This is a genomic window from Dongia sp. P2_B8, from assembly GCF_056404715.1.
In genome coordinates, this window is sequence record NZ_JBFUDM010000001.1 from 1,001,181 (window position 1) to 1,015,948 (window position 14,768).

Annotated in this window: 9 protein-coding genes; 5 read left to right on the forward strand and 4 right to left on the reverse strand. The window is 61.6% G+C overall.

All coding sequences use genetic code 11. The features are described from left to right. The first annotated feature begins 71 nt into the window (after positions 1 to 71). Positions 72 to 935 (forward strand): phosphotransferase, encoded by an 864-nt coding sequence (locus AC1DWZ_RS04600; protein ID WP_477167682.1) that lies wholly within the window; start codon positions 72 to 74, stop codon positions 933 to 935. A 10-nt stretch (positions 936 to 945) separates the two neighbouring features. After that, positions 946 to 3,420, forward strand: a complete 2,475-nt coding sequence (locus AC1DWZ_RS04605; RefSeq protein ID WP_477167683.1) for a GcvT family protein — start codon at positions 946 to 948, stop codon at positions 3,418 to 3,420. Positions 3,421 to 3,482: 62 nt separating this feature from the next. Here the strand turns inward: AC1DWZ_RS04605 and AC1DWZ_RS04610 are convergent, their stop codons facing one another. Beyond that, positions 3,483 to 5,501, reverse strand: a complete 2,019-nt coding sequence (locus tag AC1DWZ_RS04610) for a molybdopterin-containing oxidoreductase family protein (protein WP_477167684.1) — start codon at positions 5,499 to 5,501, stop codon at positions 3,483 to 3,485. 115 nt (positions 5,502 to 5,616) lie between these two features. On the opposite strand from AC1DWZ_RS04610, the gene AC1DWZ_RS04615 reads away from it, so the two are divergent. Next, entirely contained in the window at positions 5,617 to 9,018 is a 3,402-nt protein-coding gene (locus tag AC1DWZ_RS04615; RefSeq protein WP_477167685.1) for an acyl-[ACP]--phospholipid O-acyltransferase, read from the forward strand. On the opposite strand, the gene AC1DWZ_RS04620 is transcribed toward AC1DWZ_RS04615, so the two are convergent. Both AC1DWZ_RS04620 and AC1DWZ_RS04625 read right to left on the reverse strand, forming a co-directional pair. Next, positions 8,998 to 10,047, reverse strand: a complete 1,050-nt coding sequence (locus tag AC1DWZ_RS04620; protein ID WP_477167686.1) for an AbrB family transcriptional regulator — start codon at positions 10,045 to 10,047, stop codon at positions 8,998 to 9,000. The two genes, AC1DWZ_RS04615 and AC1DWZ_RS04620, sit on opposite strands and share 21 nt — an antisense overlap. 6 nt (positions 10,048 to 10,053) lie before the next feature. After that, the gene (locus AC1DWZ_RS04625) at positions 10,054 to 12,018 is read right to left on the reverse strand and encodes an oxidoreductase (protein WP_477167687.1); all 1,965 of its coding nucleotides are present in this window, start codon (positions 12,016 to 12,018) and stop codon (positions 10,054 to 10,056) included. Positions 12,019 to 12,201: 183 nt separating this feature from the next. On the opposite strand from AC1DWZ_RS04625, the gene purB reads away from it, so the two are divergent. Both purB and AC1DWZ_RS04635 read left to right on the forward strand, forming a co-directional pair. Continuing rightward, positions 12,202 to 13,500 carry an adenylosuccinate lyase gene (gene purB, locus AC1DWZ_RS04630; RefSeq protein ID WP_477167688.1) on the forward strand — a complete coding sequence of 433 codons (1,299 nt, stop codon included), beginning with the start codon at positions 12,202 to 12,204 and terminating at the stop codon, positions 13,498 to 13,500. Next, on the forward strand, positions 13,466 to 14,320 hold the full coding sequence (locus tag AC1DWZ_RS04635) for a GNAT family N-acetyltransferase (protein ID WP_477167689.1): 855 nt from the start codon (positions 13,466 to 13,468) through the stop codon (positions 14,318 to 14,320). The genes purB and AC1DWZ_RS04635 overlap by 35 nt, the downstream gene beginning before the upstream one ends. Positions 14,321 to 14,324: 4 nt before the next feature. On the opposite strand, the gene AC1DWZ_RS04640 is transcribed toward AC1DWZ_RS04635, so the two are convergent. After that, entirely contained in the window at positions 14,325 to 14,654 is a 330-nt protein-coding gene (locus AC1DWZ_RS04640; RefSeq protein WP_477167690.1) for a DUF1476 domain-containing protein, read from the reverse strand. Positions 14,655 to 14,768: the final 114 nt, after the last annotated feature.

The window sequence follows — 14,768 nt, forward strand, 5'->3', positions numbered from 1 at the left end:
TGACATTTGTGTCGATCAGTGGCGAATGATGGGCAAAAGTGCATGCAAGGGGGCGGGCAATGCAGGAGGCGATGGCACGGGTTCAGGCCCTGACCTGTTGGTCGGGCAAGGTCCTGCCTGAAATCATCAAGGGCGGCATCACCAACGCCAATTTTCGCGTCGATGATGCGGGCCGGCGCTATTTCGTGCGCATCGGCGACGACATTCCCGTCCATGGCGTGATGCGCTTTAACGAACTGGCCGCGAGCCAAGCTGCCTCTGCCTGCGGCCTGTCGCCCAAGGTGGTGCATGCAGCACCCGGCGCCCTGGTGTTCGAGTTCATCGACGGCAAGACGCTGAGTGCCGAAGACGTCCGCCGGCCCGAGATGCTGGCGCGCATTCTGCCGCTCATCCGCAAATGCCACCGCGAGATGCCGCTCCATGTGACCGGTCCGGCGCTGATCTTCTGGGTGTTTCATGTGCTGCGCGACTATGGCCATTCGCTGGAAGCGGGGAACAGCCGTCATATCGCCACGCTGCCGCGCTTGCTGGGAATTGCCGCAGAATTGGAACAGGCGGTGGGGGCGGTCGAGATTGTCTATGGCCACAATGACCTGTTGCCGACGAATTTCATCGATGCCGGATCGAAGCTGTGGCTGATCGACTGGGATTATGCAGGCTTCAATTCGCCACTCTTCGATCTTGCCAATCTCTGCTCCAACAATGAAGTGCCGGCCGGCGACGAGACGCACTTGCTGGAAGCTTATTTCGAGCGCAAGGCAGATGCCGACCTGCTGCGGCGCTATCACGCCATGAAATGTGCATCGCTGCTGCGCGAAACCATGTGGAGCATGATTTCCGAAATCCATTCCACGCTGGATTTCGACTATGCGGCCTATACAGCCGAGAATCTGGCGCGCTTCGAGCGCGCCCTCGGCGATTTCCGGAATATGTGAGGAGTATCTTATGAGTGTTTTGCCGACTTCCGCGCGCGCCGTTATCATTGGCGGCGGCATCATCGGCTGCTCGACCGCCTATCATCTGGCCAAGCTCGGCTGGAAGGACGTGGTGCTGGTCGAGCGGCACAAGCTGACGAGCGGGTCGACCTGGCATGCGGCGGGTCTGGTGGGGCAGCTGCGGACCTCAGCCAACATCACGCAGCTTCTCAAATATTCTGTCGAGCTCTACAACAAGCTGGAGGCCGAGACGGGCCTTGCCACTGGCTGGAAGATGAATGGTGGGTTGCGCCTTGCCTGCAACCAGGCGCGCATGACGGAGATCAAACGCCAGGCGACAACCGCGCATTCGTTCGGGCTGGAGATGCATCTGCTGTCGCCCAAGGAAGCGCAGGATCTGTGGCCGATCATGGATATCGGCGATGTGGTAGGGGCTGCCTTCCTGCCGACCGATGGCCAGGCCAATCCGGCTGACATTGCGCAATCCTTGGCCAAGGGCGCGCGATTGGCCGGGGTGAAGATCATTGAGGAAACAGCCGTCACGGGCATCGAGGTGGTCAAGGGCCGCGCGGTCGCGGTGGTGACGGATAAGGGTCGCATCGCCGCTGACGTCATCGTCAATTGCGGCGGCCAGTGGGCGCGGGAGATCGGGGCCCTCGCGGGCGTCAATGTCCCACTGCAATCGGTGCAGCATCAGTACATCGTCACTGAAGCCATGGCCGGCGTGCCGAAGAATTTGCCAACATTGCGTGACCCAGACCGCCTGATCTATTTCAAGGAAGAGGTGGGCGGGCTGGTGATGGGCGGCTATGAGCATAACCCGATCCCGTGGCTGCCGGGGAAAGACCGCTTTGCGCTGCCGGGCAATTTTGCGTTCCAGCTGCTGGATAATGATTGGGATCATTTCGGGCAATTGATGGAACAGGCCCTGGCGCGCGTCCCCACACTGGAGACCGCCGGCGTCAAACAGATGATCAACGGACCCGAGAGTTTCACGCCGGACGGCAACTTCATCCTCGGTGAATCCCCGGAAGTGAAGAACTTCTATGTCGGCGCGGGCTTCAACGCCTTCGGTATCGCGTCTGGCGGCGGTGCTGGGCGCGCTTTGGCCGAATGGGTCGCCGGTGGCGAGCCGCCGATGGATCTGTGGCCGGTCGATATCCGCCGCTTCGGGTCGGTGCATCGCGACAAGAACTGGGTGCTGACGCGCACACTCGAAGCCTATGCCCATCATTATTCGATGGCCTGGCCGCATGAGGAATTGGAAAGCGTGCGGCCGGTACGCGTCTCGCCGCTTTACGCCAAGCTGAAGGAGCAGGGTGCCGTCTTTGGCTGGAAGCTCGGCTGGGAGCGGCCGAACTGGTTTGCCCCCAAGGGCGTTGAGCCGAAGGATGCCTATTCCTACGAACGCCAGAACTGGTTCGAGCATGTGGGGAATGAGCACAAGGCTGCACGCGAGCGGGTGGTACTGATCGACCAGACCTCGTTTGCAAAGTTCATGCTGGTCGGACGCGACGCCGAATCCGCTCTGTCGTGGATCGCCAGCAACGATGTCGCCAAGAAGCCGGGAACGATCATCTATACCCAGATGCTGAACCAGCGTGGTGGCATCGAATGCGATCTCACGGTCACGCGTGTGGCGGAGGATGCCTACTATATCGTGACGGGGACCGGCTATGCGACCCACGATTTCCACTGGATCTCGTCGCATATTCCCGCGGGATTGGACGCGCGCCTGATCGATGTGACATCGGGCTACGGCGTCTTGTCGTTGATGGGGCCGAAGGCGCGTGACGTGCTGGCGGCGGTGACGCCGAGTGATGTTTCCAATGCCGCGTTCCCATTCGGCACGGCACAGGAGATTGCGATTGCCGGCGCCAATGTGCGGGCGCTCCGCGTGACCTATGTCGGCGAATTGGGTTGGGAGCTGCATATTCCGGTCGAAACCATGGTAGCCGTCTACGACGCCCTGTGGGCGGCGGGGCAGGTGCATGGGATTGCCAATGCCGGTTACCGTGCCATCGAAAGTCTTCGCCTGGAGAAATTCTACCGGGCCTGGTCGTCGGACATCACGCCGGATCATTCGCCGCTGGAAGCCGGCATGGGCTGGGCGGTGAAGCTAAAGAACAACACGCCGTTCCTGGGCCGCGAGGCGTTGACGGCGCAGTTGGAGAAAGGTGGGGCGCAAAAGAAGCTGCCCAAGCTGCTGGCTTGCTTCACGGTCGATGACCAGAGCGTCGTGCTGCTGGGCCGCGAGACTATCTTCCGCAACGGGCGCCAAGTCGGCTGGCTGGCGTCTGGTGGCTATGGTTACACGCTCGGTACCAATATCGGCATCGGCTATGTGCGCGACAAGGAGAACGGCGTCAGCGCCGAGGATGTGCTCAGTGGCACCTATGAACTGGAGATCGCCTGCCAGCGCTATCCGGCCAAGGTCAGCCTGCAGCCGCTTTATGACCCGAAGATGGCGCGGGTTAAATCCTGAGCCGCCCCCTCTCCCCTCGCGGGAGAGGGTCAGGGTGAGGGGGCGTTTGTTCGGGTGTGGTGTTAGAGCGGACGCACTTCCACTTCAATCCCGTGCACGCTCGAGCTTTCCGCCATGTCGCTCTTGGTGCCGGGGTTGAGGGCGTTGACGCTTAAGCCCCCGGCGATGAGTTTCGGCCAGCGGCTCTTGGCGGCGAGTGCTACGCCGCGGGGGAGGGTGGTCGCGATTTCAACGACCATGTCGATGGCGCCGGTAGCGTTCGAAACGCGTACATGCTGCCCCTCGGCGAGGCCGCGGGCGGCGGCGTCATCCGGATGCATGGTGACGTTCTGCAGGCCGAGTTTGGCGCCGATCTTGGGATCGTTGTGATAGGAACTGTTCATCAGCCATTTCGAGGCTGGGGAGAGCAGCCGCAGCTTGGTGCCGGCCGGCTTCTTGTCGACATGTGCCGTCGGGACTCGCGGCAAGCCCGCAGCCTCGGCGGCATCGCTGGCGATTTCGATCTTGCCTGACGCAGTCGGGAATTTGAGATCGGGGAACTGAGTCACCGGCTTGGCCCACCGCTGCACAGTGCCGGTTTCTTTCAGCGCCGCGAAATTCTTCTGACCAAGCTGCTGGGTAAGATTGTCGAGGATCGCCGCATCGGGCTCAAACAATTCTGTATCGGTGTAGCCCATCGCCTTTGAGAGGCGGCGGAAGATGTCCTGGTTGGGCAAGGCATCGCCCATGGGCGCCTGCGCTGCAACTTGGGGCGAGACGGTGAGGTCGAAATAGGACGTGACCAGATCGTCGAATTCCAGGAACGAGGCTGCCGGCAAAATGAGATCGGCATGGTCAACCGTGTCGGTGGGAAAAAGATCGATGGCGACATGGAACAGATCGTCGCTGTTGAGCGTGTCGCGGAGATCCGCCTGACGCGGGTTGGAGGCGGCGATGTTGATGTTCCAGGTGAACAAAGCGCGGGCGCGCCTACGGTCGCGCAGCAGATCGACCAGGTCCATATGGCTGACAACCTGGCGCTCGTTCCTGCGCAGATGCGGTGCTTCGAGATAGTCGCCATCAATGCCGCGCCGGGCACCTCCGTTGAGATAGAGGAGGCCGGCGCCGGGCTTGGCGAAGTTGCCGGTCGCTGCCGGCAGCAGGCCGATGGCGCGGAAGATGTTGCCGCCCATGGGCTGGCGCTGCAGGCCTTGGCCCAGCCACAGCAAGGCTGGACCGCTGCCATAGATCCGGGCGGCGGCGATGATATCGGCGGCCGGCACGCCCGTTGCGGCTTCGGTCCAGGCCGGATCGGCCCTGGCGATCGTGGGTGCCAGTTCTTCCCAACCGATCGTATGGGCGGCGACGAAGGCCTGATCGATCAGCTTCTCGCGCACCAGGATATGCAGCAGACCGAAGGCTAGGGCCGCATCGGAGCCGGGGAAGGGCTGCAGATGGAGATCGGCCTGGTCCGCCGTCTCATGCCGCACGGGATCTATCACAATCACCTTGGCCGGCGTTTCCTTGAGCCAGTATTTATGTCGATGGGGGGCAGACGCTGAGGGATTGGCGCCCCAGACCATGATGCAGGCGGCATCCTTGGCCATGCGCGGATCGAAGCCGTCGCTGGAGGTGCCGTAGAGATAGTTGAGGGCTGCGTGCCCGGCGGCATTGCAGATACTGTCCGGATCGACCTCACTGGCGCCAAGCTTGTGGAAGAAGCGCTGCGGAAAGCCGCCGGCGATGGCCGAGCAGGTGCCGGTATAATGGGTGTGCCAGATGGTTTCCGGGCCGCTTTCGGCGACGATCTGCTGCAGCTGTTCTGCAATGATCTGGACGGCCTGGTCCCAGCTGACCGGCTTATATTGACCGCTGCCCTTGGGGCCGCTGCGCAGCAAGGGCTGGGTGAGGCGCGCCTTTGGGTCGAGATAGGCGCCGTTATAGGCGATGGCGCATTTTCCACACAGCGCGCCGCGACTCACCGCATGGTCAGGGTCGCCCAGGACCTTGACGCGACCATCCTCGGATTTGACGACGGCGATGCCGCAGGCGTCGTAGCAATCGCGCGGGCAGGTGGTCTTGATGATGGTTTTCTGGGTCATGATCCACACAGTCTAGGGTGGAAGCGGGCGAATGTGAACAAGACTCGCGTTGCGCACCTTGACTTTGAGGTCCCCGAACCCTGATTTTGTAGGAGAAATTGGGGGAAGCAAAAGTATGAACGACCGCTCTTATATGCGTCTGGTGCTCGATCCGGGCTTTGCCTGGATGCTGTTGACCCAGTTTCTGGGTGCCCTCAACGATAATCTTTATCGCTACGTCGTGACCTTCTTCGCGATCGATCTCGCCCGGCAGCAGCCGGAGGGCATGCTCGCCAACACCTATATCACGATCATCGGCGTCCTCTTTGTGCTGCCCTTTCTAGCCTTCTCAGGTTATGCGGGCCAGCTGGCCGACATCTATTCCAAGAGGTCGGTTCTGATCATCACGAAGTCGGTCGAAATCGTCGCCATGCTGCTTGGCCTCTATGCCTTCCTGCAGCAGGACCTCACCCTGATGATGGTGGTGATGTTCCTGATCGCGACGCATTCAACCTTCTTCAGTCCGGCAAAATACGGCTCCTTGCCGGAACTGCTGCCGCCGTCCGACCTGTCGCGCGGCAATGCGCTGATTGAGATGAGCACCTTCCTTGCCATCATCATTGGTACCTGGGCCGGCGGTGCGCTCTATCAGACGGTTGGGCATGATCCGCTCATCATGGGCATCGTGCCGCTGGTGATTGCCGTTGTCGGCACAATGGCCGCATTTGGCATCGGGCGGACACCGGTGCCGCAGGAAAAACCCACCTTCAGCGCCAGTCCGCTTGCCGGCATTGGGTCGGGCATGCGGGAACTGCTGGGCGATCGACGCCTCATGCTGACGGTCCTCGGCAATTCATGGTTCTGGTTCCTGGCTGCATTGGTCCAGATCTCTATCCCGCTCTATGGCACCACGGTGCTGGGACTCAGCGAGAGTGCGACTGGTGGCCTGTGGGCGGCCGTCGCCATCGGCATTGGCATCGGTAGCCTGGTGGCCGGGCGGCTCTCTGGACACAAGGTGGAATTCGGGCTGGTGCCAATCGGATCGGTCGGCATGGGCGTCACGGCGATCCTGCTCTTGACCATGGACCATACATGGTCGGCGGTTGCCTGCCTCGCGTCGCTTGGCTTTTTCGCCGGCTTCTACACCGTACCGCTCAATGCCATGCTACAACAGAAATCGGCCCTTGCATCCCGTGGGCGCATCATCGGCGCCAACAATTTCCTCAACTTCCTCGCGATCGCCCTGGCGTTCGGCACAAATTTGGTGCTGGGCAGCGTGCTTGCCTTGACGCCGGACCAGGTCATCATGGTTGGCGGTGTGCTGAGTTTCCTGGTGACTGGCTATATCTTCTTCCTGCTGCCGGATTTCTTCATCCGCTTCGTGTTGTGGCTGCTGGCACATTCGATCTATCGTATCCGCATTGTCGGCGCCGAGAACGTGCCGTTGAACGGCCCGGCCCTATTGGTGTGCAACCATCTCTCCTTCGTCGACGGGCTGCTGGTTGGTTCCTGCGTGCAGCGATTCGTGCGCTTCATGGTCTATGCGCCCTTCTTCAACATTCCGGGTCTCGGCCGCTTCCTGAAGATGATGCGGGCCATTCCGACGGGTGGCGGCAAGGTGCTGGAGCCGATCAAGAAGGCGCGGACCGAACTGGAAGGCGGTCACGTCGTGTGCATCTTTGCTGAAGGGGCGATCAGCCGCACTGGCAACATGCTGCCCTTCAAGCGGGGCTTCGAGCGCATCATCGATGGGATCGAGACACCCGTGATCCCGGTCCATCTCGACCAGGTCTGGGGCTCGATCTTCAGCTTCAAGGACGGCAGGTTCTTCTGGAAATGGCCGAGCCGCCTGTTCTATCCGGTGACCATCACCTTCGGCAAACCGCTGCCATCCACGACCAAGGCCTGGCAGGTTCGGCAGAAGTTGCTGGAGTTGGGTGGCGATGCCTTTCGGGTGCGCCGCAGGCCCGATGATCTTGTTGCCAACCGCTTCATCCAGTCGGCCAAGAAGCGCTGGTTCCGCATGGCCCTTGCTGACTCGCTGGGCCGCGAGCTGAATTTCGGCCAGGCTCTGACCGGATCGCGGCTGCTCGGCCGCTGGTTTGCCCGCGAGCGGCCGGCGGACAAGATGGTTGGTGTCCTGTTGCCGAGTTCGGTTGCGGCGGCGCTCGTCAACATGGGCCTGATGCTGGCCGGCAAGGTGCCGGTCAACCTCAACTTCTCCATCGGCGCCGAGGCGATGGACTCAGCCATCAAGCAATGCGGCATCAAGACGATCGTGTCGGCACGCACTTTCCTGGCCAAGGCGAAGCTTGCGGAGCGCCCAGACATGATCTTCGTCGAAGATCTGCTGGGGCAGCAGAGCAAGGCCGCACAGATGATCATGTATGTGGCGACGCTGCTGACACCGACATCCTTGCTGGTACGCTTCGCCGGACCGCGCGGGCAATCGGTCGACGATCTGTGCACGGTGATGTTCAGTTCCGGTTCAACGGGCGAACCTAAGGGCGTCATGCTCTCGCAGCACAATGTTGTTTCGAACCTCGAAGCCATTGCCCAGATCCTGTGGGTGCAGAAGGACGACCGGGTGATTGGCGTACTGCCGTTCTTCCATTCCTTCGGCTTCACCGGGACACTGTGCCTGCCGCTGGTGGTTGGGCTCGGCGCCGTTTATCACGCCAATCCGCTGGATGCGAAAACCATCGGTGGCCTCATTCGTAAATACAAGGCCACCATCCTCATCTCGACGCCGACCTTCTGCCAAGCCTATCTGCGCATTTGTCCAGCGGAGGATTTTGCCAGCCTGCGTCATGTCGTGGTGGGAGCGGAACGGCTGCGGCCTGACTTCGCCGCGGCGTTCAAGGAGAAGTTCGGCCTCGACATGCTCGAAGGGTATGGTGCTACCGAAATGGGGCCGGTGGTCTCGGTCAACGTACCCAATGTCATGGAAGGGGGCGAGAACCAGACCGGGCACAAGCCGGGCACGGTCGGCCATCCGGTCCCCGGTGTCGCCGCCCGGATCGTCGATCCCGACACGTTGGCCGACCTCAAGGAAGGTTCGGAGGGGCTGCTGCTGCTCAAGGGGCCGGGCCGCATGGTGGGCTACCTCAACAATCCGGAAAAAACGGCCGAGGTCATCAAGGATGGCTGGTATGTCACCGGCGATATCGCGGTGATCGACGAGGACGGCTTCATCCGCATCACCGACCGCCTGTCGCGTTTCTCCAAGATCGGCGGCGAGATGGTGCCGCATTTGAAGGTCGAGGAAGCCATGCTGCAGATCCCTGGCATCAATGGTGCCAATGTGACCGCCGTGCCGGATGCGGCCAAGGGCGAACGCCTGGTCGGCTTCTATATCGCCGATGAAAGCATGGCGCCGGAGCTGGTCTGGCAGGGCCTCAACAGTTCCGGCCTGCCGAAGATCTGGGTGCCGAAAGCAGCGGACCTCCACCGCATCGAGGAACTGCCGGTGCTGGGCACCGGCAAGACCGATCTCAAACGGCTGAAGACGATGGCGCTAACGCTTGTGGCTCAATAGACGGAAGACCAGGGGAGCTGCGACCACAATCATGAAAATACGCACGACATGGTGGCTGGAGACATAGGCGGCATCGACGCCGAGTGCGAATGCGATGAGGCTCATTTCCGCAAGCCCCCCCGGCGCGAAGGCGAGGAGGGCGGAGCCGAACGGCATCTCGGCGGTCGCCTCTACCACGAGGCCGAAGCCGACAGCTACCAGCAGCAACAGGCAAGTGGCGCCCATCGCCAGCAGGATCCCGCGTAACACGAGTCTCAGCGGCAACCCGGTGAACCGCGCGCCGATCATTGAGCCGACCACGATCTGCGCCACGGCCACGAGCTCTGCCGGTGGCTTCGAGGCAGTGATGCCAAGGACATGGAGCGCGGCGCTGACGATCATTGGCCCGACCAGAGCATAGGCCGGCAGCCGCAACATGCGCGCCCCGAAGAATCCGACGATGCCGGCGCCAAGCAGCCACAGGACATCCAGCCAGTCGATCGGGGCTGTGCTGGCTATGATGCCGCCTGCCGGCGGGGCATAGCCGCCGAACCAGCGATAGCCAAAGGAAAGCACGAAGACCGCGACCAGAATGCGGGCGCCATGGGCCAGTGAAATTCGCGCCTCGTCGCCGCCAAAGGCGCTGCCGGCCATGATCATTTCCGAAAGCCCACCGGGTGCCGCGGCGAAATAGGCCGTGACAGGGTCATAGCCTGCAACACGGGTGTAATAGAGCCGTACAACAAAGGTGGTCACGACCACATAGAGGCCGAGCCACAAAAAGCTGATCGCCCAGAACTGCAGATGATCGATGATCTGCGGCGTGAAGGCGCTTCCCAGCATAATCCCCAGCACGGCAACAAAGACCATGCGGACACGCAGCATTAGGGCAATGCGGATACCGGCCATGGCGGCGACGGTGGTGAAGGTCATTGCCCCCATCATCCAGGGTAATGGCAGATGTAGCAGCTGGAACACGAAGCCGCCGGCAGCACCGAGGAGGAGGCAGAGGATGCGCGCGCGCGTGGGTGGCGAGAAGGGCAATTGCATCCGGGATCAGATCTCCGCCGTGACTTTCAGTCCCTCGAGCACGGCCTCCTCGGCCGTGCGCGGGGTCAGGCAATCGCCGATGACGTGGAGTTCACCGTTCCATCCGTCCAGTTCAGCCTCCAGTTCGCTTTGGCTGTCATGGCCCAGCGAGGCCACGACCGTATCAACGCCTTCGAAAATGATCGGCTCGCCGCTGGTCGCGTGCTGGAAGTAGGCAGTGTCGCCATCCACGCCATAAAGCCTGGCATAGGGGATGATCTCGACATTGAGCTTGTGCAGTTCGCCTACCCAATGATCGCGGACATATTGGTGGATGCGTTGGCCGGCCATGTATCCGTCGACACAGAGGCGCACGCGACAGCCGGAGCGGGCGAGCTTTTCGGCAAGGCCCAAGCCGACCCAGTCGCAGCGCCAATCGGCGATGATGACGGAGCTGCCGATATTGACCTCGTCGCGGATCGCGGCCCAGGCACTCACCACATGGCCGCTCTCGACACCTTCGATGCCGGCCTGCAGTGCACCGCGCGGCCGGGCGCCGGTGGCGATGATGACCGCATCCGGTTTCTCCGCCTCGACGAGGGCGCGCGTCACCTTGGTGCGGGTGCGGATTTCGGCGCCACCGATCTGCACTTCGCGTGTGAGGTTGGTGATGATGCCGCCGAACTCGGCGCGGGAGGGCAGCATTTGTGCCAGCAGTGCCTGGCCGCCAAGGCGGTCGGCGGCCTCGCACAGGATCACCTCATGGCCGCGCTCGGAGGCCACGGCTGCAGCCTTCATGCCGCCGGGGCCACCACCGGCGATGAGGATCTTCTTCTTTTTGAGCAGCGGCTTCCTAGCGCCGTAAGTAAGTTCGCGCCCGGTCTCCGGATGCTGGATGCAGGAGATCGGATAGCCGAGATGGAAATGGCCGATGCAGGCCTGGTTGCAGCCGATGCAGGCGCGGATATCGTCGAGCTTGCCGGCCTCGGCCTTCCGCGGCATGTCGGGATCGCAGATCATGGCGCGGGTCATGCCGATCATGTCGGCGGCACCGCTGACGAGAATCTTCTCTGCATCTTGTGGCTGGTTGATGCGACCGGCGACGAAAACGGCGGCCTTCACCTTGGCTTTCACGGTGGCGGCGAAGGGTGCCACATAGCCGTTGGCAAACGCCATCGGTGGCGCGATATGAATGGCGCCCGCAAATGTGGCGGATGAGCCGGCGATCACGTTGAAAAAGTCCATCACGCCATCGAGGGCCATGATGGCGGCAAGGCTTTCGCTTTCCTGCAGGCCGTTATGGTCATGATCGTCCCCGCTGATACGCAGGCCGATCACCATGTCGGGGCCGACCTTGGCACGGATCGCCTCCGCCACTTCCTTGACGAAGCGCAGGCGGTTCTCGAAACTGCCGCCATATTCGTCGGTGCGCAGATTGGTGCGTTCGTTGAGGAATTGTGCCGGCAGATAACCGTGGCTGGCGACGATCTCGACACCGTCGAGGCCGGCGCGGTGCAGGCGGTCGGCAGCGGACGCATAACCGTCGATGATCTCCTTGATCATGCGCCTCGACATCGGCCGCGGCATGACATGAAAACGCTCGTTGGGGACGGCGGAGGGCGCATAAGCCACAGGTGCCGTTCCGTCCTGGCTCTCCATGATCTCGCGGCCGGGATGGAACAGCTGGCTGAAGATCTTGGTGCCATAGGGCTTGCAGGCGGCGACCACGGCCTCGTAGCCCGGGATGCAATCGTCGGTCGTTGCCATGATGAGGTGCGAGGTATAACGCGCCGTCTCATGGACACCGGCCACCTGCATGATGATGAGGCCGGCGCCGCCCTCGGCGCGCGCCTTGTGATAGGCGACCAGTGGCTCGTTGGGCACGCCCTTGGTCGGCATCGTGGTGTCGTGGCCGGTGGAAAAGATCCGGTTTTTGATGCGGCAGCCACGGATGTCGAAGGGTTGGAACAGGCGGGCGGTATTGGCGGTCATGTTCGGCTCGTTTGCTCAACTGGCGGGAACTGGCTGGGATTGTCCTGGGGAACCTATCCCGGCTGCACACAGCTTTGAAGGGCGATCTTGACGGGATTTGGCCTGAAAGCGGCAAAACGAGGTTGACTTTGTGGAGCTTTGCCGCTGATTTGGCGCCAATCACGCTTCCCTTATGAGGTTCTCATGATCCCCCGCTATTCCCGTCCCGAAATGACCAAAATCTGGGACCCGGAGAATCGCTTCCGCATCTGGTTCGAGATCGAGGCGCACGCCTGCGATGCACTCGCGGAATTGGGGGTTATCCCGAAGGAAGCCGCGGCTGAAATCTGGGCCAAGGGCAAATGGGAGGTGGCGCGGATCGACGAGATCGAGCGGGAAACCAAGCACGACGTCATCGCCTTTCTGACCAATCTTGCGGAATATGTCGGCCCGTCGGCGCGCTTCGTCCATCAGGGCATGACCTCGTCCGACGTCTTGGACACTTGCCTGGCCGTGCAGCTGCGCCAGGCGGCGGACCTTCTGCTGGAAGATCTCGATCGGCTGCTGAAGGCGTTGGAAAAGCGCGCCTTTGAGCACAAGATGACACCGACCATCGGCCGCAGCCACGGCATCCATGCCGAACCGACGACTTTCGGCCTGAAGCTTGCCTCGCATTACGCAGCCTTTGCTCGCGCCAAGCAGCGCCTGGTGGCGGCCCGTGACGATATTTCGACCTGTGCCATCTCGGGTGCGGTCGGAACATTTGCCAATATCGATCCCCGCGTCGAAGCCCATGTCGCGCGCAAGATGGAGCTGAAGGTCGAGCCCGTCTCGACCCAGGTCATCCCGCGTGATCGCCACGCCATGTTCTTTGCGGTGCTGGGTGTCATTGCGAGCTCAGTCGAGAATCTCTCGATCGAGGTACGGCATCTGCAGCGTTCCGAAGTGCGCGAGGCGGAAGAATTTTTCTCGCCGGGCCAGAAGGGCTCCAGCGCCATGCCGCATAAGCGGAACCCGGTGCTCTCGGAAAACCTCACCGGTCTTGCCCGTGTCGTGCGGGCTGCCGTAAACCCGGCCTTGGAAAATGTGGCACTGTGGCACGAACGCGACATCAGCCATTCCTCGGTCGAGCGCGTGTTTGGGCCGGACGCCACCATCACGCTCGATTTTGCCCTCAACCGGCTCGTCGGCCTGGTCGAGAAGTGGATCATCTATCCGGAGACGATGCAGGCCAATCTCGACCGCTATAGTGGTCTGGTGCATTCGCAACGCGTCCTGCTGGCGTTGACACAGGCCGGCATGAGCCGTGAAGATTCCTATCAGGCCGTGCAGCGCAATGCGATGAAGGTGTGGCTGGAGGGCAAGGACTTCCTGACGGAGCTGAAGGCCGATGCCGAAGTCATGAAACGCATGACCCCCAAGCAGATTGAGGTTTGCTTCGACCTCGACTACCATTTCAAGCATGTCGATGACATCTTCCAGCGCGTCTTCGGCCGCTCTTGAAACGCTGATCGGCTTTTGCGCGGCGCATCCAGTCCCTGACACCGATGCACCGCGGTTCTTGAGCCGACTGAGTTCAGGCTCGCAGGCTATTATCGACTGGCGCGAGCGTGGCCTGGTTGCGGTTCTCCTTGATTCCATCGTCGGTGAGAACGGTGTTGCTCCGTTCGAGGTCGTCGGCCTTGCCGATGGCAAAATGACGCCGGTACTTGCTTCAGATGTCCTGCATGAACTGGCTCTGCGCGCGACGGCACTGGGTATCCGGGCCAACGAACTGGCGTTGACACCCATCTGGTTGCCACACAAGGCGTTGGCTGAGGAACTCGGCTACCGGCATTTCTACAGCGATTGCGACATGATCTGCCACAATGCCGATTGGGGGCCTGACGCGCCGCTGCCGACAGGTGCTGTCTGGCACGACGCCTCCCCTGATTGGGTCGAGGAGTATATCCGCGTGTTGAGCTCGGGCTTTGCGGATGTGCCGGGCGCCTTCGTGCCGAAGCCGGAGGAGATCAGGCGCTATCTGCAGCAATCCGGCATCCGTGCCCGCATCTTGATCGAAGACGGGCAGGGGATCGGCCTGCTGCGCTACACGGAGCCTGACAATTACATCAACGCCGTGGTGCGGTCAGGTGAACAGAAGGGCCGTGGCATCGGGCGCCTTGTCATGGACGAGGCGCGGCGTCGCCTGGTGACGCATGGCACCGGTGGCGCACCAATGACGTTGACGGTGGTGGATACGAATACAGCGGCGATAGAACTCTATCGCCGCTGTCATTTCGACGTCGAGAAGCAAGTAACGGTGCTAATCCGTCACTTCTGAGACATCAGGACTTTACTTCGGTCATGATCTGCTGCTTGGCGGTCGCCAGCAATTCGTCCATATGCTTGCGCAGGCGGTGTTCGCTGATGTCGACATTCTTGGCGTGGAAATCGGCCAGCACCTTTTTCAGCACATCATGGTCGCCCGGTTGCTCGAAATCCGACGCCACCACGCTCTTGGCATAGACTTCGGCATCGGCACCGTCGATGCCCAGGAGCTGAGCTGCCCAAAGGCCCAGCAGCTTGTTACGGCGACTGGTCACTCGGAACTCCAACTCCTTGTCATGCTTGAACTTGTTCTCGAAGGCGGTTTCGCGCTCGTCGAAAGTGGTCATACCCTTGCAATCCCTTGAATGGTTCTTTGGCGGTGGCAACTCGCCTGAAAAATGGTTGGCCGTGCCGCCACAGTCAAGTCTAATAGGAACTGTCTTTGCCAGTTCATGATCTTC